15 protein-coding genes, 17 tRNA genes and 3 rRNA genes are annotated in these 21,505 nt (G+C 41.1%); 2 read left to right on the top strand and 33 right to left on the bottom strand.

Annotation, left to right across the window (positions count from 1 at the left end):
* Positions 1–223 precede the first annotated feature (223 nt).
* From yhbH to queG, 6 genes are all read right to left on the bottom strand, one after another.
* Positions 224–1,390, bottom strand: a complete 1,167-nt coding sequence (yhbH, locus tag CCK98_RS06890) for a sporulation protein YhbH (protein ID WP_088085889.1) — start codon at positions 1,388–1,390, stop codon at positions 224–226.
* Between the two features lie 275 nt (positions 1,391–1,665).
* Entirely contained in the window at positions 1,666–3,561 is a 1,896-nt protein-coding gene (locus tag CCK98_RS06885) for a PrkA family serine protein kinase (RefSeq protein ID WP_088085888.1), read from the bottom strand.
* 324 nt (positions 3,562–3,885) lie between these two features.
* Positions 3,886–4,635 carry an oxygen-insensitive NADPH nitroreductase gene (gene nfsA / locus CCK98_RS06880; RefSeq protein WP_088085887.1) on the bottom strand — a complete coding sequence of 250 codons (750 nt, stop codon included), beginning with the start codon at positions 4,633–4,635 and terminating at the stop codon, positions 3,886–3,888.
* Between the two features lie 52 nt (positions 4,636–4,687).
* Complete coding sequence (gene trmL, locus CCK98_RS06875) at positions 4,688–5,161, bottom strand: tRNA (uridine(34)/cytosine(34)/5-carboxymethylaminomethyluridine(34)-2'-O)-methyltransferase TrmL (RefSeq protein WP_088085886.1); 474 nt, start codon at positions 5,159–5,161, stop codon at positions 4,688–4,690.
* Positions 5,162–5,235: 74 nt separating this feature from the next.
* On the bottom strand, positions 5,236–6,108 hold the full coding sequence (locus CCK98_RS06870; RefSeq protein WP_088085885.1) for an amidase domain-containing protein: 873 nt from the start codon (positions 6,106–6,108) through the stop codon (positions 5,236–5,238).
* An 85-nt stretch (positions 6,109–6,193) separates the two neighbouring features.
* Positions 6,194–7,324 (bottom strand): tRNA epoxyqueuosine(34) reductase QueG, encoded by a 1,131-nt coding sequence (gene queG / locus CCK98_RS06865; protein WP_088085884.1) that lies wholly within the window; start codon positions 7,322–7,324, stop codon positions 6,194–6,196.
* A gap of 111 nt (positions 7,325–7,435) precedes the next feature.
* Between queG and CCK98_RS06860 the strand changes: the two genes are divergently transcribed.
* Positions 7,436–8,107 carry a B3/4 domain-containing protein gene (locus tag CCK98_RS06860; protein ID WP_088085883.1) on the top strand — a complete coding sequence of 224 codons (672 nt, stop codon included), beginning with the start codon at positions 7,436–7,438 and terminating at the stop codon, positions 8,105–8,107.
* Positions 8,108–8,186: 79 nt separating this feature from the next.
* On the opposite strand, the gene CCK98_RS06855 is transcribed toward CCK98_RS06860, so the two are convergent.
* From CCK98_RS06855 to CCK98_RS06755, 21 genes are all read right to left on the bottom strand, one after another.
* A tRNA-Gly gene (locus CCK98_RS06855) sits at positions 8,187–8,260 on the bottom strand.
* 310 nt (positions 8,261–8,570) lie between these two features.
* Positions 8,571–8,652, bottom strand: a tRNA-Leu gene (locus CCK98_RS06850).
* Positions 8,653–8,679: 27 nt separating this feature from the next.
* Positions 8,680–8,765: transfer RNA gene (locus CCK98_RS06845), tRNA-Leu, on the bottom strand.
* A gap of 44 nt (positions 8,766–8,809) precedes the next feature.
* Positions 8,810–8,883 (bottom strand) — tRNA-Cys (locus tag CCK98_RS06840).
* Between the two features lie 8 nt (positions 8,884–8,891).
* Positions 8,892–8,966: transfer RNA gene (locus CCK98_RS06835), tRNA-Gly, on the bottom strand.
* Between the two features lie 4 nt (positions 8,967–8,970).
* A tRNA-Gln gene (locus CCK98_RS06830) sits at positions 8,971–9,045 on the bottom strand.
* A gap of 31 nt (positions 9,046–9,076) precedes the next feature.
* Positions 9,077–9,152, bottom strand: a tRNA-His gene (locus CCK98_RS06825).
* Positions 9,153–9,163: 11 nt separating this feature from the next.
* Positions 9,164–9,237: transfer RNA gene (locus tag CCK98_RS06820), tRNA-Trp, on the bottom strand.
* A gap of 5 nt (positions 9,238–9,242) precedes the next feature.
* A tRNA-Tyr gene (locus CCK98_RS06815) sits at positions 9,243–9,327 on the bottom strand.
* A 26-nt stretch (positions 9,328–9,353) separates the two neighbouring features.
* Positions 9,354–9,429 (bottom strand) — tRNA-Thr (locus CCK98_RS06810).
* 17 nt (positions 9,430–9,446) lie between these two features.
* A tRNA-Phe gene (locus tag CCK98_RS06805) sits at positions 9,447–9,522 on the bottom strand.
* A gap of 8 nt (positions 9,523–9,530) precedes the next feature.
* A tRNA-Asp gene (locus CCK98_RS06800) sits at positions 9,531–9,607 on the bottom strand.
* 2 nt (positions 9,608–9,609) lie between these two features.
* Positions 9,610–9,683, bottom strand: a tRNA-Met gene (locus CCK98_RS06795).
* A 154-nt stretch (positions 9,684–9,837) separates the two neighbouring features.
* Positions 9,838–9,913, bottom strand: a tRNA-Val gene (locus CCK98_RS06790).
* Positions 9,914–9,954: 41 nt separating this feature from the next.
* Positions 9,955–10,029, bottom strand: a tRNA-Glu gene (locus tag CCK98_RS06785).
* 19 nt (positions 10,030–10,048) lie between these two features.
* Positions 10,049–10,140, bottom strand: a tRNA-Ser gene (locus CCK98_RS06780).
* Positions 10,141–10,144: 4 nt separating this feature from the next.
* Positions 10,145–10,219, bottom strand: a tRNA-Asn gene (locus CCK98_RS06775).
* A gap of 14 nt (positions 10,220–10,233) precedes the next feature.
* Positions 10,234–10,350: ribosomal RNA gene (rrf, locus tag CCK98_RS06770) — 5S ribosomal RNA — on the bottom strand.
* A gap of 128 nt (positions 10,351–10,478) precedes the next feature.
* Positions 10,479–13,414: ribosomal RNA gene (locus CCK98_RS06765) — 23S ribosomal RNA — on the bottom strand.
* 204 nt (positions 13,415–13,618) lie between these two features.
* Positions 13,619–15,168 (bottom strand): 16S ribosomal RNA (locus CCK98_RS06760).
* Together the 16S, 23S and 5S rRNA genes with 17 tRNA genes alongside form the textbook arrangement of a ribosomal RNA operon.
* Positions 15,169–15,437: 269 nt before the next feature.
* A complete protein-coding gene (locus tag CCK98_RS06755; protein ID WP_088085882.1) occupies positions 15,438–16,313 on the bottom strand; it encodes a nucleotidyltransferase-like protein in 876 nt (291 codons plus the stop codon).
* Between the two features lie 152 nt (positions 16,314–16,465).
* Between CCK98_RS06755 and CCK98_RS06750 the strand changes: the two genes are divergently transcribed.
* Complete coding sequence (locus CCK98_RS06750) at positions 16,466–16,810, top strand: YgzB family protein (RefSeq protein WP_088085881.1); 345 nt, start codon at positions 16,466–16,468, stop codon at positions 16,808–16,810.
* 112 nt (positions 16,811–16,922) lie between these two features.
* Here CCK98_RS06750 and perR read toward each other — a convergent pair whose 3' ends face one another.
* From perR to CCK98_RS06720, 6 genes are all read right to left on the bottom strand, one after another.
* Positions 16,923–17,360 (bottom strand): peroxide-responsive transcriptional repressor PerR, encoded by a 438-nt coding sequence (gene perR, locus CCK98_RS06745; protein ID WP_088085880.1) that lies wholly within the window; start codon positions 17,358–17,360, stop codon positions 16,923–16,925.
* Between the two features lie 428 nt (positions 17,361–17,788).
* On the bottom strand, positions 17,789–18,259 hold the full coding sequence (gene bcp, locus CCK98_RS06740; RefSeq protein WP_088085879.1) for a thioredoxin-dependent thiol peroxidase: 471 nt from the start codon (positions 18,257–18,259) through the stop codon (positions 17,789–17,791).
* A gap of 79 nt (positions 18,260–18,338) precedes the next feature.
* The gene (locus CCK98_RS06735; protein WP_088085878.1) at positions 18,339–18,737 is read right to left on the bottom strand and encodes an ion channel; all 399 of its coding nucleotides are present in this window, start codon (positions 18,735–18,737) and stop codon (positions 18,339–18,341) included.
* A 71-nt stretch (positions 18,738–18,808) separates the two neighbouring features.
* Positions 18,809–19,594 (bottom strand): ABC transporter permease, encoded by a 786-nt coding sequence (locus CCK98_RS06730; protein WP_088085877.1) that lies wholly within the window; start codon positions 19,592–19,594, stop codon positions 18,809–18,811.
* A 3-nt stretch (positions 19,595–19,597) separates the two neighbouring features.
* Positions 19,598–20,389 carry an ABC-2 family transporter protein gene (locus CCK98_RS06725; protein WP_088085876.1) on the bottom strand — a complete coding sequence of 264 codons (792 nt, stop codon included), beginning with the start codon at positions 20,387–20,389 and terminating at the stop codon, positions 19,598–19,600.
* Positions 20,390–21,397, bottom strand: a complete 1,008-nt coding sequence (locus tag CCK98_RS06720; RefSeq protein ID WP_088085875.1) for an ATP-binding cassette domain-containing protein — start codon at positions 21,395–21,397, stop codon at positions 20,390–20,392.
* Between the last annotated feature and the right edge of the window lie 108 nt (positions 21,398–21,505).

Here is a 21,505-nt window from a genome sequence, read left to right as displayed (position 1 = left end):
CACCTTTCATATACAACTCAAAGAATACTCCAGGAACACTAAGCAAATCAAATCTCATGTTTTCTTGCAGGTTCATCATGTTATCCTACAAGAAAAAACCATTCATGAACCTTCCTACTTTCCCCCTATCACCCTGTCATCTTTACCAATTCCACAAAGCTTAATGTAAAGTAAATTGTAGCAATAGAAAAAAACGACTGGTGCCTGACACCAGTCGTTTTTGTTAAGCGAATAATTTCTCTTCTTCTGCTTGGAAAAAGCTCTTCATTGCATGAAATACATCTGCTTTTTGCTTAAGAATATAGTAGCGGAATTGATCATCTTTAATGTTCTTATAAGCCGACATTAAGGTTGAATGGCGGTTGTATTGGTTTACCTCTCCATACCCGAACATGTTTGACACCTTCATTAATTCTTCAACTAGCTTCACGCAGCGGGCGTTATCCGATGTGAGATTATCACCGTCAGAGAAGTGGAATGGATAGATGTTGAACTTTCGTGGATTGTATTTGGCATCAATGATTTCTAAGGCTTTGCGGTATGCGGATGAACAAATCGTCCCACCGCTTTCTCCTTTAGAAAAGAAGTCCTCCTCAGTAACAACTTTAGCCTCAGTATGGTGAGCAATAAACTCAATTTCCACTGTTTCATATTTTGTTCTTAAAAAGCGTGTCATCCAGAAGAAAAAGCTGCGTGCCATATATTTCTCCCATATCCCCATACTTCCACTTGTATCCATCATTGCGATGACCACCGCTTTTGAATCCGGTTTAACTACTTCATTCCAAGTCTTAAATTTCAAATCATCCTTATAAATAGGGTGAAAAGCAGGCTTCCCGCTCATTGCATTCCTTTTAAATGCAGACATCATCGTTCGTTTCTTATCGATATTCCCCATTAAACCTGTTTTTCGTATATCGTTGAATTCAATATTTTCAACGAGATGCTCTTCCTGTTCTTTTCTCTTTAAATTTGGAAGCTCTAACTGTTTAAATAAAGCTTCCTCAAGCTCCATTAATGATACTTCTGCCTCAAAATAATCTTCGCCTGCTTGGTCTCCCGCGCCTTGGCCTTTGCCTGGTCCCTTTTGGCCGCTGGAACCGTCACGTGCTACGACATCACCTACTTGACTGTCACCATCACCTTGGCCCACGTGTTTGTTTTTGTCATAATTATAACGAATTTTATATTCGTCCAATGAACGAATCGGAATTTTTACGACATCTCGACCATTAGACATAATTATGCTCTCTTCTGTAATTAAGTCTGGAAGATTGTTGCGAATTGCCTCCTGGACTTTTTCTTGATGCCTTTGTTGATCATCGTGGCCTTTACGGTGGAGGGACCAATCTTCTCTTGAAATGACAAATTGATGGTTGTTAACTGACAATGTAAACCCCTCCTTATTAATTTATTAGTTTCCAAAATGCACAAATTTTTATCAAATACATATTATAACTCGAGTGAAAAAATTAAGATAAATATGGATTACTTTATCCTATGCAGAAAAATAGAATAATTTACAAATTATTTTGACAATTGTGCTTTTACCTACTAAATTGGACAAATTATCAATGTGGATGCACCGAGGTTTATCCTTACCTTAATAAGGAAAAAAATAGACTGACAGATTTCCTTCTGCCAGTCCTAGCTATTTTAATCCACTTATCTATTTAATAGACTTCCAACATAACGCAGCAATTCATTAGCTGATGTTGTATTATAGCCATGCTCATCAACTAACCTGGCAACCACGTTATTAATCTTTTTCAATTGCTGTTCATCAGGTGTTTTCGATGAAGTGGTAATTTTTACTACATCCTTTAAATCGGCAAACAATTTCTTTTGAATAGCTTCACGCAGGCGGTCATGAGAGTTATAGTCAAAACGTTTGCCTTTTCTTGCAAAAGCAGAAATTCTTATTAGTACTTCTTCCCTGAAAGCCTTTTTCGCATTTTCAGAGATGCCGATTTGTTCTTCAATGGAACGCATGAGCTTTTCATCTGGATTGATTTCTTCTCCAGTTAGTGGATCGCGAAGCTTTGATTTGTTGCAATAAGCTTCAACATTGTCAAGGTAATTATCCATTAACGTTTTAGCTGACTCTTCGTATGAATAAACAAATGCTTTTTGGACTTCCTTCTTGGCAATATTATCATACTCTTTACGGGCTAAAGAGATATAATTCATATAACGTTCACGTAACTCTGTAGTGATGGACGGGTGTTGATCCAGCCCATCTTTTAATGATCTTAATACATCAAGTGCATTAATTGAAGGTATTTCTTTACGAATGATCGTGGATGAAATCCGGTTAATCACGTACCGAGGATCAATACCACTCATACCTTCATCTGGATATTCCTTTTTAAGTTCATCTACATCCGCCGTATTAAATCCTTCCACACTTTCCCCATCATAAAGTCGCATTTTCTTAAGTAAATCAATATCGCCTTTTTTCGGTTCCTTTAAGCGGGTAAGAATAGTAAACATCGCTGCTACCTTTAACGTATGCGGTGCAATGTGAACATCAGAAACATCACTCTCATTAATCATCTTTTCATAAATTCTTTCTTCTTGTGACACCTTCAAGTTATAAGGAATAGGCATAACAATAATCCTTGAGTGGAGTGCTTCATTTTTCTTATTGGAGATAAAGGAACGATACTCCGTTTCGTTCGTGTGCGCTACGATTAGCTCATCAGCACTAATTAAGGCAAACCGGCCTGCTTTGAAATTCCCCTCTTGAGTTAGAGACAACAAGTGCCAAAGGAATTTCTCATCACACTTTAACATCTCCTGGAATTCCATCATTCCTCGGTTCGCCTTATTAAGCTCACCATCAAAGCGATAGGCACGTGGGTCTGATTCTGAACCGAATTCCGCAATGGTTGAAAAATCAATACTTCCTGTTAAATCGGCAATATCCTGTGATTTCGGATCGGACGGGCTAAATGTTCCGATTCCGGTACGTTTATCTTCGGAGAAGAAGATTCTTTCTACTAATACATCTTCGATTCGTCCACCATACTCCTGTTCCAGACGCATCATATTCAATGGAGAAAGATTACCTTCGATGCGAATTCCATACTCATCATGGAAATCCTTGCGTAAATGATGTGGAATTAAATGAAGTGGATCTTCATGCATTGGGCATCCTTTAATGGCAAACACAGAGCCTCTATCCGTCAGAGAGTAAGCTTCAAGTCCCCTTTTTAGCATGGTAACAAGAGTTGACTTCCCTCCACTTACAGGACCCATTAATAACAAAATACGCTTCCTTACATCCAGCCGTTTTGCTGCCGGATGGAAGTATTCTTCAACAAGCCGTTCCAGCGATTCCTCTAAACCAAATAATTGATTGCTAAAGAATTCGTACTTTTTCGTCCCTTTTTCTTCAGTAATTCCTGCATCTTTAAGCATATTATAAACTCGTGAATGTGCCGACTGTGCAACCCATGGCTTCTCTTTCAACAACTGTAAATAATCTGCGAATGACCCTTCCCACCGTAGCTTTTCTTCTTCTTCGCGATACATCTCGATTTTTTTTAGAATATCCATAAGGCCCTCCCCCTGTAGGTTAATCAGAGACGATTAATATACTCTATGCTGATAAGCTTTTGAACATGCCTACCATTGTAAGTAGCGTCTATCTTTTTTGTATTAATAAAAAGAATCTCCCTCTTTTCATTTTTATCAGATAGGCTATAATAAAACTATATGTGTGATAAAAATGAAAAATGTATGACGAAGGAGGATTACATAAATATGAACACTTTCATCGTTTGTTTAGTAATGGTCACGTTTTTAGCGGCAATCTTCACATCAGGTTATAACGACAAACCAGGTTCTTCAAAATAAAAAAACTGCCAAACGGCAGTTTTTTTATTTAAGATTAAGTTTATTTTTTTGAACAAACTCCTTCATATACATTCTACTCTTCCTATCAAGCATAATAGCCATTTGTTCAGACCAGCGGTCCTTTCTTTTCCCTTCGGTCCGCTCTTCATAGTAGGACGAAATCAATTCATCATATTTTTGCAGTTGAGTAAGATAAACTTCAGTGTTTTGTTCATATTCATCTTCATGGTAAACATGTTCATAAGGGAGCCTAGGTTTTTTGTCTGTCAATTTGGTTGGTACTCCAACAGCTAGTCCAAACAAAGGAATAACCCGCTCAGGTGTCTTTAAAAGCTTTTTAACTTCTTCTAGGTTATTGCGAATTCCACCTATGTAACATATTCCTAACCCAAGCGATTCCGCTGCAATAGCTGCATTTTGTGCAGCTAAAGAAGCATCTATTAGAGCAACCATGAACTTTTCAGTACTTTCGATAGATGGAGTAACATCTTTTTGTTCCTTCTCCCCAATAATGGTGTGACGATAAAGATCGGCGCAAAAAACAAAAAAGTGACCATTTTTTTCAACATATTCTTGGTTACCAGCAATCTCAGCTAATTTTTTCTTTTTCTCTTTGTCCTTAACGCCAATAATAGAGTAGGCTTGAATAAAACTTGATGTTGCCGCTGCTTGAGCACTAGTAACAATCGTTTTGATTTGTTCATCTGTTAATGGCTTGTCCTCAAAATGACGAAGGGAGCGATGATTAAGAATTGTTTGGATAACTTCATTCATGACAAACTTCCTTTCATTTCGTAAAAAGGAGGCCCGATAGGACCTCCTTTTATTATTTTAGATGAGCATAGTTTTGCTGACGAAGTGCTTCATAAATAAGAATGGCAGCTGTATTGGATAAATTTAAAGAACGAATATTTTCATTCATAGGGATCCGCAAACTGACGTCTTTGTTATTTTCAATAACGTCTTTCGGAAGTCCTGTCGTTTCCCGTCCAAAGATAAAATAGTAATCTTTGCTTGAATTACTATAATCAAAGCTGCTAAAAGGCTTTTGACCAAATTTTGTGATATAAAAAAAATCACCGCCAGCATTCTTTTCATAAAAGTCATCAAGTGAATCATAGTAGACAATATTAACGTGTTGCCAATAATCCAAACCTGCTCTTTTTAACATTTTGTCATCGGTCGAAAAACCTAATGGACGGATTAAATGTAAATTGGTATCTGTTCCGGCGCATGTTCTTGCTATATTTCCTGTATTAGAAGGGATCTGTGGCTGATATAATACTACATTTATTGACACGTTTCTCACCTCGAAAAAAAAACTCTACATGCCATTATACCACTATGATATATCCTTTCAATAATGATGCATTTTTAACCCAGAATCGTATAAAACTTATATTTTATTTTAGGTGTGTAGGCAGATGAATCTTCATATGCCCAATACCTCATTCGGCTATTATAAGTATGGGCGTTCACTAACGGCATTCCATGTGCATCCTTACCCGTAACAATTGTATTATGATTAAATCGTCCATCCCCTTCAAAATCGTAACAAATTACATCACCTAATAATAATTGATCAGGACTGCTGACTTCCCGTGCCCGTAAACCACTTTTAGAATGTGCAAAATAAAGCTTAAATGAGTGTGCCACCGCCCAGCTATAACTCCAATTCTTATTTTGGAGCCACCACCCTGTACCCCGATTTGGATAGCCTCTCATCGGGGCTTCGCCCGTATGGAGGCATTGTGAAATAAAATTGGTGCAATCATTCTCAAATTTTTTGTAGGCAGGATTGTAGGTATTCCACCAGCGTTCCGCATATTGTACAGCTTTTAAGCGGTTGTATTGAAAGCTTAACCGTTCATCACTATCCTCTAAGCTCTGTGTAATTGGTACTTGATAAGGCTCATGATGTTCATAAGGATTGATTTCCTCATCCATCACTAAAGCCTCTTTATAAAACTTGGCTAATCTTTCTTCGACTTCTTCCTCCATGTAAAGAATACCTTTTTGCTTAATTAAATATTGATAATGAGCATGATATTTTACTGTTTGAAATTCATCCTCTTCATTTCTTTCTATTATTCTGCCGGCTGCTTTTACTTTGACAATTTCTGCAGACCTTTTTGACATTGCACTTTGTTTTATTTCAGCCTTTGGAAAAAATACTTTATGTGTTCTTTTATCGGAGACAAATTGATTTACTCTTTTATCAAATAAATCTTGTATCAAATGAAGCATATTTCTCACCCCTTTCTCTCATACATATGAGAGAAGACAGGATTTCAATCAAAAAAAATGAGCGAACCCTTGAGTTCACTCATTTTTACCTATAATAACTTAAACCTTTTTCTATTTCATTTTGTACTTCCAGATCAGTTTCAAGCTCTTGAGCTTTTTTTAAGGCAGCAAAAGCAGTTTCACCGCCAATTTTCCCAAGGGCCCAGGCAGCTGTTCCTCTTGATACTGGGCTTCCCTCATTTTCTAATACATCCACTAATTGGGGAATTGCTGTAGTATCCTTAAAATGTGCAAGCGCGATAATCGCATTCCGTTGAATCGGCTTTTTCCCTCGCCATGATCCAGCAACGGAACCAAATTTAGATTTAAATTCCCGATTACTTAATTTTAAGATTGGCTTTAGTAACGGTTTGGCAATATCAGAATCTGCTTCAAGTTCCTGATGAAAATGAAAATTCTTCCCCTTGTTAACCGGACATGCTGTTTGGCAGGAATCACAGCCATAGACGCGGTTACCGATTTTGTCTCTAAACTCATCTGCGATAAATGTTTTTGTTTGTGTTAAGTAAGAAATACAGCGCTGTGCATTAATTTGTCCACCTTGTACAAGAGCCCCTGTTGGACAAGCATCCAAACACTTTGTGCATGACCCGCATTGATCTTCAATTGGTGTATCTGGTTCAAAAGGGATACTAGTAATCATTTCCCCCAGATAAACATATGATCCGAACTCCGGTGTAATAATGGAACAATTTTTTCCGCTCCAACCAATTCCAGCACGCTCGGCAACAGCGCGGTCTGAGAGTTCTCCAGTGTCAACCATCGATTTTATTCTAGCTTCTGGTATTCTTACTGAGATAAACTCCTCAAGTTTGTGTAGCCGGTCATTTAGAACATGATGATAGTCGAGACCCCAAGAGGCCCTGCTGAAAATCCCTCTTCTCTCACCCTTTTTACTCTCAACACGGTTATTCATTTTTGAAGGGTAAGCAATGGCAATGGAAATGATCGAACGAGGTTCCTCTAGTAATAATGAAGGGGTCACTCTTTTCTCTATATCTGGTTCTTCAAATCCTGATTGGTATTTGAGTTCCTGTTGCTTTATTAATCGGCTTTTCAATTCAGTGAACGTGTCTGCGGTTGTGAAACCAATTTTATCGATTCCAATTTCTTTACTATAGGCGATGAGTTCTTCCTTTAAGTTTAGGACATCCATTTGATCCCCTCCTTCCCTAGAAGTCATTTATTTAATAATTAGCTTGTTATATTATTAGATGCGCATCTATTTATGATAAACTATTTTCAAGAAATTTTGGAGGTGAAATGGTTGGAAATTCAACTCTCACAGGAATTATTTGAGCAAATACCTAACTTTAAACTGGGGATAATTGAATATAAAGATATTATGGTCGGGGAATCGCAGCAAATGATAAAAGGAAGACTACAGCTTTTCCAAGAATCTATTTATTTTGATTTAGAAAATAAAAATGTTACTGAACTCTCTGGCATACAGGAATGGCGTACTATTTTTAAAAAGATCGGTAAAGACCCGAACAGGTATCGACCCTCAGTAGAGGCGTTATACAGGAGAGTACAAAAACAAAATTACCTTACTTCTGTTCATAGTGCGATTGATATTAATAATTTTTTCTCTTTCCAATATCAAGTACCAATCGGAATATATGACCTAGATCTCATAAAGGGGCAGGTGAGCATTCGGTTGGGAACGGAGGGTGAGGAATATACTGGATTGAATGGGCGAATAAATTCTTTAAATCGTCTAATTGTATCTTGTGATGAACTGGGGCCATTTGGTAGTCCGTTCGTTGATTCTGATAGAACACCAGTAACTTTTGCTACTAAAAATGCCCTGCAAATTATTTATTTGAGACCTTCAACCGACGTTGAAAACGCGATGAAATTAACAGAATCTTTAATGAACATGTTTACAAAATTACATGGAGGAGAAGCTTCCTTCCAAATCCTTAGGTGTCCATAGGGCATCTTTTTCTTTGTATAGAAAAAAACGCAATGCATCGTTCTCTTATGTAACGATACACTGCGTTAGTTAATATGTATGGAGCGGGTGATGGGAATCGAACCCACTACATCAGCTTGGAAGGCTGAGGTTTTACCAGTAAACTACACCCGCATTAATAAGTGACAAATTTTTGAATCATCAACTGACCTTTTCTATATTACACACTATTTTTAGTATCGTCAAGGGAAAAACGCAAACTTTGTCGAATTTATTTTGTTACATAGAAAATGATCTAACACAGTATTTTCTATGACTAGCCATTTTCACCAGCGAGGGGCACGAATAGATTCTATTATCCTTTAACATAGCAAATAACTTAGCTGTGACTTTTTTAGTGTATTAGTGGTCAATAAAGCACCAAATTTTCGCAAAAAAAAACACTTCTCAAATTAATGAGAAATGTTCTTTTAAAACAAAATGATACCGGTGATCGGGGTCGAACCGATACTCCTCACGGAACACGATTTTGAGTCGTGCGCGTCTGCCAATTCCGCCACACCGGCGAGTATAAAATTGTTTTGATAAAGCAATGCCGAGGACCGGAATCGAACCGGTACGGTAGTCACCTACCGCAGGATTTTAAGTCCTGTGCGTCTGCCAGTTCCGCCACCCCGGCAAAATCTAATTACCTATTTTTATCCATACCTAGCAAATGTTTTATGGAGGCGGCAACCGGATTCGAACCGGTGGTAAAGGTTTTGCAGACCTCTGCCTTACCACTTGGCTATGCCGCCATATACATTGGAGCGGAAGACGGGATTCGAACCCGCGACCCCCACCTTGGCAAGGTGATGTTCTACCACTGAACTACTTCCGCAAATTGGCTGGGCTAGCTGGATTTGAACCAACGCATGTCGCAGTCAAAGTGCGATGCCTTACCGCTTGGCTATAGCCCAATGTTATTTTAATTATTTAATAATCATATTATGGGGCGACTGATGGGAATCGAACCCACGAATGCCTGAACCACAATCAGGTGCGTTAACCACTTCGCCACAATCGCCACAATATAATTGGCAGGGGTAGTAGGAATTGAACCCACACCAAAGGTTTTGGAGACCTTCGTTCTACCTTTAAACTATACCCCTATAAATGGTGGAGGGGGACGGATTCGAACCGCCGAACCCGGAGGGAGCGGATTTACAGTCCGCCGCGTTTAGCCACTTCGCTACCCCTCCACATATTATATTCACTGTGTAACTTCTGGTGCCGGCGAGAGGACTTGAACCCCCAACCTACTGATTACAAGTCAGTTGCTCTACCAATTGAGCTACCCCGGCGTTATTTTTAGTATAAATGGTGGCTCAGGACGGAATCGAACCGCCGACACAAGGATTTTCAGTCCTTTGCTCTACCGACTGAGCTACTGAGCCAACATTAATGGCGGTCTGGACGGGACTCGAACCCGCGACCTCCTGCGTGACAGGCAGGCATTCTAACCAACTGAACTACCAGACCAATTGCGGGGACAGGATTTGAACCTGCGACCTTCGGGTTATGAGCCCGACGAGCTACCGGACTGCTCCACCCCGCGACAATGAAATTAACTTATTATTATCATGCTCATAGTTGGCATGGACTGTATCAATCTCAGAAGGCCTATTCAAGCAGCAGTTCGATTGATACAACTCGCAGTTTATTCATTGAAGCAACGCTCGTTGCTTCACCCCGCGACAATAATAATTATATGGTGGAGGATGACGGGCTCGAACCGCCGACCCTCTGCTTGTAAGGCAGATGCTCTCCCAGCTGAGCTAATCCTCCACATTAATGAAAGTTATTTTTCGCTAGTGCGTAAAAAACTTTGGTGACCCCTACGGGACTCGAACCCGTGTTACCTCCGTGAAAGGGAGGTGTCTTAACCGCTTGACCAAGGGGCCATATCTTTTAAAGAAATTATGGCGGAGAGCAAGGGATTTGAACCCTTGAGACAGGGTTACCCGCCTACACGATTTCCAATCGTGCTCCTTCGGCCACTCGGACAGCTCTCCATAATGGCTCCGCAGGTAGGACTCGAACCTACGACCGATCGGTTAACAGCCGATAGCTCTACCACTGAGCTACTGCGGAATAATAATACTACAGCCTGGCAACGTCCTACTCTCACAGGGACGCGTGTCCCAACTACCATCGGCGCTGAGAAGCTTAACTTCCGTGTTCGGTATGGGAACGGGTGTGACCTTCTCGCCATTATTGCCAGACCATTTATTCGACACTATTTTATTATAATGTCTTTTTCATATTTTTCAAGAGGAATTTTTTTTTTTTTCATTCCCTCAAAACTAGATAATGCAGAAGAAGTTTGTAAAAACGAGCTGCCTTAAAAAATATGGTTAAGTCCTCGAACGATTAGTATCAGTCAGCTCCACATGTTACCACGCTTCCACCTCTGACCTATCAACCTGATCATCTTTCAGGGTTCTTACTAGCTTGCGCTATGGGAAATCTCATCTTGAGGGGGGCTTCATGCTTAGATGCTTTCAGCACTTATCCCGTCCGCACATAGCTACCCAGCGATGCCCTTGGCAGAACAACTGGTACACCAGCGGTGCGTCCATCCCGGTCCTCTCGTACTAAGGACAGCTCCTCTCAAATTTCCTGCGCCCACGACGGATAGGGACCGAACTGTCTCACGACGTTCTGAACCCAGCTCGCGTACCGCTTTAATGGGCGAACAGCCCAACCCTTGGGACCGACTACAGCCCCAGGATGCGATGAGCCGACATCGAGGTGCCAAACCTCCCCGTCGATGTGGACTCTTGGGGGAGATAAGCCTGTTATCCCCGGGGTAGCTTTTATCCGTTGAGCGATGGCCCTTCCATGCGGAACCACCGGATCACTAAGCCCGACTTTCGTCCCTGCTCGACTTGTAGGTCTCGCAGTCAAGCTCCCTTGTGCCTTTACACTCTGCGAATGATTTCCAACCATTCTGAGGGAACCTTTGGGCGCCTCCGTTACTCTTTAGGAGGCGACCGCCCCAGTCAAACTGCCCACCTGACACTGTCTCCCACCCCGATCAGGGGTGCGGGTTAGAATTTCAATACAGCCAGGGTAGTATCCCACCGACGCCTCCACCGAAGCTAGCGCTCCGGCTTCTCAGGCTCCTACCTATCCTGTACAAGCTGTACCAAAATTCAATATCAGGCTACAGTAAAGCTCCACGGGGTCTTTCCGTCCTGTCGCGGGTAACCTGCATCTTCACAGGTACTATAATTTCACCGAGTCTCTCGTTGAGACAGTGCCCAGATCGTTACGCCTTTCGTGCGGGTCGGAACTTACCCGACAAGGAATTTCGCTACCTTAGGACCGTTATAGTTACGGCCGCCGTTTACTGGGGCTTCGATTCAGAGCTTCGCGTGAGCTAACCCCTCCTCTTAACCTTCCAGCACCGGGCAGGCGTCAGCCCCTATACTTCGCCTTGCGGCTTCGCAGAGACCTGTGTTTTTGCTAAACAGTCGCCTGGGCCTATTCACTGCGGCTCTTCGAGGCTATTCACCTCAAAAAGCACCCCTTCTCCCGAAGTTACGGGGTCATTTTGCCGAGTTCCTTAACGAGAGTTCTCTCGCTCACCTTAGGATTCTCTCCTCGCCTACCTGTGTCGGTTTGCGGTACGGGCACCATTTATCTCGCTAGAGGCTTTTCTTGGCAGTGTGGAATCAGGAACTTCGGTACTAAATTTCCCTCGCTATCACAGCTCAGCCTTATGCGAGAAGCGGATTTGCCTACTTCCCAGCCTAACTGCTTAGACGCGCATATCCAACAGCGCGCTTACCCTATCCTCCTGCGTCCCCCCATTGCTCAAACGATAAAGAGGTGGTACAGGAATATCAACCTGTTGTCCATCGCCTACGCCTTTCGGCCTCGGCTTAGGTCCCGACTAACCCTGAGCGGACGAGCCTTCCTCAGGAAACCTTAGGCATTCGGTGGATGAGATTCTCACTCATCTTTCGCTACTCATACCGGCATTCTCACTTCTAAGCGCTCCACCAGTCCTTACGGTCTAGCTTCAACGCCCTTAGAACGCTCTCCTACCACTGACATCTACGATGTCAATCCACAGCTTCGGTGATACGTTTAGCCCCGGTACATTTTCGGCGCAGAGTCATTCGACCAGTGAGCTATTACGCACTCTTTAAATGGTGGCTGCTTCTAAGCCAACATCCTGGTTGTCTAAACAACTCCACATCCTTTTCCACTTAACGTATACTTTGGGACCTTAGCTGGTGGTCTGGGCTGTTTCCCTTTTGACTACGGATCTTATCACTCGCAGTCTGACTCCCACGGATAAGTCTTTGGCATTCGGAGTTTGTCTGAATTCGGTAACCCGATGAGGGCCCCTAGTCCAAACAGTGCTCTACCTCCAAGACTCTTACTACGTGAGGCTAGCCCTAAAGCTATTTCGGAGAGAACCAGCTATCTCCAAGTTCGATTGGAATTTCTCCGCTACCCACACCTCATCCCCGCACTTTTCAACGTGCGTGGGTTCGGGCCTCCATCCAGTGTTACCTGGACTTCACCCTGGACATGGGTAGATCACCTGGTTTCGGGTCTACGACCACATACTCATACGCCCTTTTCAGACTCGCTTTCGCTGCGGCTCCGTCTCTTCAACTTAACCTTGCATGGGATCGTAACTCGCCGGTTCATTCTACAAAAGGCACGCTATCACCCATTAACGGGCTCTAACTACTTGTAGGCACACGGTTTCAGGAACTATTTCACTCCCCTTCCGGGGTGCTTTTCACCTTTCCCTCACGGTACTGGTTCACTATCGGTCACTAGGGAGTATTTAGCCTTGGGAGATGGTCCTCCCTGCTTCCGACCGGATTTCTCGTGTCCGGCCGTACTCAGGATCCACTCAGGAGGGAACGAAGTTTCGACTACAGGGTTTTTACCTTCTATGACGGACCTTTCCAGATCGCTTCATCTACCCCGTTCCTTTGTAACTCCATGTTGAGTGTCCTACAACCCCAAGAGGCAAGCCTCTTGGTTTGGGCTATGTCCCGTTTCGCTCGCCGCTACTCAGGGAATCGCGTTTGCTTTCTCTTCCTCCGGGTACTTAGATGTTTCAGTTCCCCGGGTATGCCTTCAATACCCTATGTATTCAGGTAAAGATACTGTTCCATTACGAACAGTGGGTTCCCCCATTCGGAAATCTCCGGATCAAAGCTTACTTACAGCTCCCCGAAGCATATCGGTGTTAGTCCCGTCCTTCATCGGCTCCTAGTGCCAAGGCATTCACCGTGCGCCCTTTCTAACTTAACCTAAAAGATTATTCTCTTACTTACATAAGAGAGAAAACTAAAATGGCTTTGACTCGGTTCTTACATTGACTTCTTCATTACGATTATCTAGTTTTCAAAGAACGATTAAAAAAAGCTTTGAGAGAATTGTACTCTCAAAACTAAACAAACAAAGATCGTGTCACAAACTGTTTTGTCTGGCTCACAGGTCCAGCTTTATCCTTAGAAAGGAGGTGATCCAGCCGCACCTTCCGATACGGCTACCTTGTTACGACTTCACCCCAATCATCTGTCCCACCTTAGGCGGCTGGCTCCTTACGGTTACCCCACCGACTTCGGGTGTTACAAACTCTCGTGGTGTGACGGGCGGTGTGTACAAGGCCCGGGAACGTATTCACCGCGGCATGCTGATCCGCGATTACTAGCGATTCCGGCTTCATGCAGGCGAGTTGCAGCCTGCAATCCGAACTGAGAATGGTTTTATGGGATTGGCTAAACCTCGCGGTCTTGCAGCCCTTTGTACCATCCATTGTAGCACGTGTGTAGCCCAGGTCATAAGGGGCATGATGATTTGACGTCATCCCCACCTTCCTCCGGTTTGTCACCGGCAGTCACCTTAGAGTGCCCAACTGAATGCTGGCAACTAAGATCAAGGGTTGCGCTCGTTGCGGGACTTAACCCAACATCTCACGACACGAGCTGACGACAACCATGCACCACCTGTCACTCTGTCCCCCGAAGGGGAACGTCCTATCTCTAGGAGTGTCAGAGGATGTCAAGACCTGGTAAGGTTCTTCGCGTTGCTTCGAATTAAACCACATGCTCCACCGCTTGTGCGGGCCCCCGTCAATTCCTTTGAGTTTCAGCCTTGCGGCCGTACTCCCCAGGCGGAGTGCTTAATGCGTTAGCTGCAGCACTAAGGGGCGGAAACCCCCTAACACTTAGCACTCATCGTTTACGGCGTGGACTACCAGGGTATCTAATCCTGTTTGCTCCCCACGCTTTCGCGCCTCAGCGTCAGTTACAGACCAGAAAGCCGCCTTCGCCACTGGTGTTCCTCCACATCTCTACGCATTTCACCGCTACACGTGGAATTCCGCTTTCCTCTTCTGCACTCAAGTCCCCCAGTTTCCAATGACCCTCCACGGTTGAGCCGTGGGCTTTCACATCAGACTTAAAGGACCGCCTGCGCGCGCTTTACGCCCAATAATTCCGGACAACGCTTGCCACCTACGTATTACCGCGGCTGCTGGCACGTAGTTAGCCGTGGCTTTCTGGTTAGGTACCGTCAAGGTACCGGCAGTTACTCCGGTACTTGTTCTTCCCTAACAACAGAGCTTTACGACCCGAAGGCCTTCATCGCTCACGCGGCGTTGCTCCATCAGACTTTCGTCCATTGTGGAAGATTCCCTACTGCTGCCTCCCGTAGGAGTCTGGGCCGTGTCTCAGTCCCAGTGTGGCCGATCACCCTCTCAGGTCGGCTACGCATCGTCGCCTTGGTGAGCCGTTACCTCACCAACTAGCTAATGCGCCGCGGGCCCATCTGTAAGTGTCAGCCGAAACCGACTTTCAGCTTTTCCTCATGAGAGGAAAAGGATTATCCGGTATTAGCACCGGTTTCCCGGTGTTATCCCAGTCTTACAGGCAGGTTGCCCACGTGTTACTCACCCGTCCGCCGCTAATCAACAGGAGCAAGCTCCTATTGATTCGCTCGACTTGCATGTATTAGGCACGCCGCCAGCGTTCGTCCTGAGCCAGGATCAAACTCTCCAAGAAAGTTGATTAGCTCATTTGTTACGTTGGCTTAGTTTCTTAATTGAAACTAAAATTTTTATTTGTTTGCACGATTTTGTTTGTTTAGTTTTCAAAGATCAATTTCTCATTCGCTCGTAAGCGACTTTAATAATATAACACAAAGCATTTGAAAGTGTCAATAACTTTTTTTAAAAACCGCCACTTACGAAAACATCATTTAGTTTGTTTCGCAGCGACGGTTATTAATATACCAAGTAACAACGAAAAGGTCAATAGGTTTTATTGCTTTTTTACGATAATTTTTTATTGAGTCGATAACCTCTATGAAAAACACCTTGGCCCTTCGTTTCAATATTAACTACATCTATCAAATGTTTATCAATTAAATATTCAAGAAGCACTCCCAAATCGACTGAGTATGGGATCAACTCTTCTTCACTCATAATTTCATTAAACATCCAAATTTCCTTACGACTAAGAATATCTAACAAATGGACTGTCCCAATATTTGTTCTCGAATGGATCATGAACTCGCTCGCAAGGAACAGCAGCTCAAGTCTTTTCTCAAGCGTTTCTTCGCTATAGACAAGTTCTTCGTATAGTTTATAAATTTCTGGTTCAATCTGTTTTACTTGATTCCAAACAGTCAGTTCTGGATGGAGTCCATTTTCTAATATGGCTAACCTGGCAAGATGGTGCAGCGAATGGACAACATAGTTGTATGCATCTAAAAACTGATGACCTTCAAACAAAGCTTTTCCATCCACATATCGCCGAATCAATTTGGCAAATTCTAAACCCATTTTTATTTTGCGTCCGTTAAAAGGAAATTCTCGCAATTCCGTTTTTAAATTGGCTACGTATTCGTTTCGATCAAAAATAATTTTTGCCTCATGAAGCCATTCAAATATTTTCCGATTCGATCCTAATAATAACCACTCTTGCAACTGCGCTTCTGTGATGATATGCATTGCTGCCTTTTTATCGTAGTAAGTATAGTGCTTAATGAATAGCGGCTGATCCGCTTCTTTGACAAGAACTAAAAGAATTTCATCAAATGAATCTGTTATGTGGCTTAACTTTTGTTTTTTTTGTACCATTAATACTCCAAGAGTATTTAATTGGCTCGCCCTTTCTTGATAAATAGGCCGAAGGATGTCTTCCATCTTCATTCCTCCATTTTTTTCAGGTAGCAATATAAGTTCGACAAGGAAAACAAATCTCCTTCTTTATCCAAAGACAAATTTCGACATTCTTCTACCTAGATTTTTCTTTTCTATTTATAAATATGGTATAGTTTTCTCTAGGAGGGAGTTACATGGCAAAATATTCGAGTAAAATAAATAAAATTCGTACCTTTGCATTATCGTTAATTTTCATTGGTTTCATTGTTATGTATGGTGGTATCTTTTTTCGATCTTCACCACTTATTATGACCATTTTTATGATTTTGGGTCTTCTTTTTATTATTGCCAGTACTATTGTTTATTTTTGGATTGGAATGCTTTCTACAAAAACCATCCAAGTAAAATGTCCAAGCTGCGGTAAGCATACTAAAATGCTTGGTAGAGTGGATATGTGTATGTATTGTCGTGAGCCATTAACCCTTGACCCTAATTTAATAGGCAAGGAATTCGATGAGTCCTATAATAAAAAATCCTAAAAATAAAAAGAGGAAGAAGTAAACCAATCTGCAGAATAGCTGCCATGGATTACTTCTTCCTCTTTTATTTGCAGCAAAAGACTGATTTTTTAAAAATCAGCCGCCCTCCTATTTAATGCATCTCTTTACTTGCGCACTCTGGGCAAGAACCGTAAATTTCCATGCGATGATTCTCGACCTTAAAGCCGGTTACATGCGATGCTAAGTGCTCCACTTCATTTAAGCCCGGATAAAGAAAGTCAACAATTTTCCCACACTTCTCACATATCACATGATAATGATGGGATGTTACAAAATCAAAACGGCTGGAGGCATCTCCAAAAGTTAATTCCTTAACTAGACCCACTTCACGAAATACTCGTAAATTATTGTAAACTGTCGCCACACTCATATTAGGGAATTTTCCCTCTAGAGCTTTATAAATATCATCTGCGGTAGGATGTGACATCGAGTTTATTAAATATTCAAGTATCGCATGACGCTGCGGAGTAATCCGTACCCCTGTTTCTTTTAAGGTATCCAACGCTTCTTTTAAATGATTCATCGCCATGCACCTTCTTTCTAAAAAGTATTCTTAGATTATAATTGTTATAATTAATTTTACTAAGTAATTTGTACTTTTGTCAATATTGTTATCTCATTAACGGGAAATGTTTATGGTGTAGCAAGCTCCGCCACCACATAAAAAAGATTTGTTTGTATTTTATGATAAATATTATCAATTATTTCTTTCTCTTGAAAATTTTCATTATTAAATGACTCACCGCAAGTCCAAGCCTAGAACTTATTTCATGATAAATCCCATATATGCTTATTTAAATTGAAATTTAGAAATCCTTTTTATTTCCATAAAAAAAGGGGCCACTATGGACCCAAAGTTTATCTGAGGAGGTATGCCCTAATAAAATGATATTCAATCTAACGTTTCTTGCATTGGACAAATGCCTTTTCTGTACAAAATAGGCTTCAGTAAGCAGATCAGCTTAACTGTTCTCGTATGTAAGATAAAGCCTCTTCTACATGACCTTTAACTTTGACCTTTCTCCATTCTTTGACGAGTTTGCCTTCCTTATCAATAATAAAAGTAGATCTTTCTATACCCATGTATTCTTTCCCAAAGTTTTTCTTTAACTTCCAAACTCCAAATGCTTCCGCTAAAAGATGTTCCGTATCTGCAAGTAGCAAAAATGGTAAACCATATTTTTCTACAAATTTCTGATGGCGGTCAACCGGATCCGGACTGACTCCTAAAATCACGGCATTTACCTCAGTAAATTGTTGAATTTGATCCCGAAAATCACATGCTTCGGTTGTACAGCCTGGAGTCATGTCTTTTGGATAAAAATAAATAACAACATTTGTGCCCCGAAATTTTGAAAGATTTACTGTTTCTCCATTATTGGCTTCTAACTCAAAATTCGGTACTTTCATTCCGATTTCAACTGTCATCCCTACCACTCCTATTGTAAATTATTCCTTATCGTTAGCGTAGCAAAATCCTAACTGACAAAACAACTATCCTGCATCGCTAACTTACTTTTTCCCGATCAAAAACAACGCGGGCAACAAATGCAGCAGGTAGTGTATAACCGATCAACGCCTCTGTAACGGTAAGGATTCTTCCAATCCCATGTGGAATGACATCACCATTCCCAACTGAAAATAAGGTCATTGCACTAAAGTAAAAGCTTGTTTCAAAAATATTTTTGTTTTGATTATTTACCTCTATCAACAATGACATTCCGATTAACTCAAAAAGCAAATAAATAAGACCAAAACCAATAATGACAGTCAAATACACAGAACCTAAATACAAAAAATTATCAATTGATACCAATTTACCTTTTAAGGTATTTGGAATAAAAAGCGTCCGTAAACTCATAAAGATGCAAAAGATGACGATTGGAAGCAAGAAAAAAAACACCACAGACCACCTCTATTTTAACATCTGGTATTTAATTTCTATGCACGCTTGACCAATAAAATATCAAATTCTAGTTAATTGCCCGCACCTCTGTATTTTTTTACCCCTTGATTCCATAGCATTACGGAAAGTACGAAAAAAACAACTCCCATCACAGGTGTTAAAAACGAATACCATAACCATTCTTTTTTTCCAAGGAAAAAGGCAGCAGGATAAACACCAACAAAGGCAAATGGCATCACCCATGTTAGTACAAAACGAATTAGTTTATTATAGATATTAACTGGGTACCTGCCATAGTTGCTAATATTGTACATCATCGGCATAAGAGATGTACGCGCATCTGCCCAAAAGCTAATGCAGGCAATCATGATGAAAACTCCACCATAAACCAATGCCCCACCAAGGACAAAAACAATAAATAAGATTGGATCGAACCAATGGACTTCCAGTCCCAATCGACTCCCCGCATAAAACATAACAGCAAGTCCTGTTAATGCCCCTAACAATGATTCCAATTCAATTCGTTCAAGGATAATTTGAAAGAGACTGTGTATCGGCCTTGTTAAGATACGATCCAGCTCCCCCTTTACGATATAGCGCTCATTAAAATCCCAAATGTTAAAGAAGGCAGAAAAGACTGCGGAAGGTACTAGAAAAAATCCATAGATAAATATGATTTCATCCCTGTTCCAGCCATTTAACAAATTGGTATGTCCAAAGACGACCAAAATGAAAATAAGGTTTATTGCTTGTGATAGTAAATCAGAGAAAAACTCTACAAATATATCTGCTCGATATTGAAGTCTCGTTTTTAAATATTGAGATATATATTGAAAAAACATAGATATATAAAACAACTCTTACCCCCCTTGAATAATCAGTTGTTTCTTCGCCAAAATCCAAAGAATTTGGATTGGAAAAAATAATATGATTACCCAAACAAATTGTTGTGAAATTGCTTCAAGTGCCTGGGTATGGGAAAAACCTTTAGTAACAATCATACTGGGAAAATAACTGATTCCTTGAAAGGGAAGAAATTTCATCACATCCTGTGCCCAGCCTGGAAAAAAACTAATCGGCAGTAGCAGCCCTGAAAATAAATCAATAACGACACGTTTTGCCCGAATTAGCCCAGAGTTATTATATAAGAAGAAAGTAGTAATCCCAGCTAATAAATTCAGTTCCGTATTAATAAAAAAACTTAACAGGATGGAGAGCGCAAACAATCCCCAGACACTTGGATCCCAGGTAAATTTAATAGGAAAGACGAAGTAAACAATGATCATTCCCGGTGCAGAAAAAAAGAATAACCTGAAAATCCCTTCTCCCAGACCTTGCATCGTTTTCATACCAAGATAATTATAGGGCCTGATTAATTCAATAGCCACTTTACCTTCCATAATTTCTAATGCCATTTCACGATCAAGATTGTTGAAGTAAAATGCTCGAGCCATCCAGGAGACCGCTACATATGTGGTCATCTGAGTGACAGATAAACCAACAATATGTTCCTTAGAACCATAGATCGCCGACCATAAAAAATAATATGCCCCAATGTTAATGCTATAGATTAGAATTCCTGTGTAATAATTGGTACGGTATGCAAGCATCATTAAAAAGCGGATTCTAATCATTTCAAGGTATTTCTCCACTTATACTGCACCCTTTTCATAAATATTTCGAATGATTTCTTCTGTAGATGTTTCGTTTATTTTAATATCTTTAATTTTAAATGCAGCTACTACTTTGGCAATTACTTGTGAAATAAGTTCATCATTATCTTCAAGTGTGGCGGTAAAGATTTGCTCTTTTTCGTCAAGGTCCCACTTAACAGGCATTCCGCTGGTGAGATTTTGCACGGCAGAAATTCCAACCTTCTCAAGAAACTGAAACTGAAGTTCTTTCCCTTCGCCCCATTTCTCCTGGAGATTCTTAAGCGCACCATCATAAATAACCTTACCTTCATCGAGCATAATCACCCGCTCGCATAATGCCTCAATATCGGTTAAATCGTGTGTGGTTAAGAGGATTGTCGTCTGATATTTCTCATTGATTTCTTTTAAAAAATCACGAATCTTCAACTTAACGAGTACATCTAAGCCGATCGTCGGTTCATCCAAAAACAATAGTGGCGGATTATGAATCAATGCAGCCGCAAGCTCACACCGCATTCTTTGGCCAAGAGATAATTTGCGCACAGGCTTATCTAAGAGCGGCTCGATATCTAATGTTTGTATCACATGATTCATGTGGCTGTTATAATCTGCATCTGATACCTTATACACCTTTTTCAAAAGGCGAAAGGATTCTTGAACAGCAATATCCCACCATAATTGCGAACGCTGTCCGAAAACAACTCCAATGGTTTGAACAAATCGTTCCCGTTCTTTATGAGGATTCATTCCATTTACTGTGATCTCCCCTGAAGAGGGCGTTAAAATTCCTGTAAGCATTTTAATCGTAGTTGATTTCCCGGCACCGTTTTCACCGATATAACCGACCATTTCACCCTTTTTCACTGTAAAATTAATATCATTTACAGCCGGAACAACTTTATAATTTCTTGTTAGTAAGTCCCGAAACGCCCCTTTTAAACCTGTCCTGCTGGAATATGACTTAAACTCTTTTCGTAAATTTTTGACTTCAATCACATTTTTCATTTTTACCTCCCGAAACAATGCCCTAAAGAATTAGTTTAGCCAATTGAGGTTGATAAAACAACAATCAAGTACCCCATTAATTTTCGCAAAAGTGAAAACAGATTAAGT

Source organism: Bacillus sp. OV166 (genome assembly GCF_900177675.1).
GTDB lineage: Bacteria > Bacillota > Bacilli > Bacillales > Cytobacillaceae > Neobacillus.
This window is presented reverse-complemented; position numbering and strand designations above follow the sequence as displayed.

Excerpts from the sequence above, each read along its gene's own strand:
- CCK98_RS06885 (WP_088085888.1), bottom strand. The coding sequence starts at position 3,561 with ATGGATATTCTAAAAAAAATCGAGATGTATCGCGAAGAAGAAGAAAAG.
- nfsA (WP_088085887.1), bottom strand. The coding sequence starts at position 4,635 with ATGAATGAAGTTATCCAAACAATTCTTAATCATCGCTCCCTTCGTCAT.
- CCK98_RS06870 (WP_088085885.1), bottom strand. The coding sequence starts at position 6,108 with ATGCTTCATTTGATACAAGATTTATTTGATAAAAGAGTAAATCAATTT.
- queG (WP_088085884.1), bottom strand. The coding sequence starts at position 7,324 with ATGGATGTCCTAAACTTAAAGGAAGAACTCATCGCCTATAGTAAAGAA.
- CCK98_RS06755 (WP_088085882.1), bottom strand. The coding sequence starts at position 16,313 with ATGGAAGACATCCTTCGGCCTATTTATCAAGAAAGGGCGAGCCAATTA.
- CCK98_RS06750 (WP_088085881.1), top strand. The coding sequence starts at position 16,466 with ATGGCAAAATATTCGAGTAAAATAAATAAAATTCGTACCTTTGCATTA.
- perR (WP_088085880.1), bottom strand. The coding sequence starts at position 17,360 with ATGGCGATGAATCATTTAAAAGAAGCGTTGGATACCTTAAAAGAAACA.
- bcp (WP_088085879.1), bottom strand. The coding sequence starts at position 18,259 with ATGACAGTTGAAATCGGAATGAAAGTACCGAATTTTGAGTTAGAAGCC.
- CCK98_RS06720 (WP_088085875.1), bottom strand. The coding sequence starts at position 21,397 with ATGAAAAATGTGATTGAAGTCAAAAATTTACGAAAAGAGTTTAAGTCA.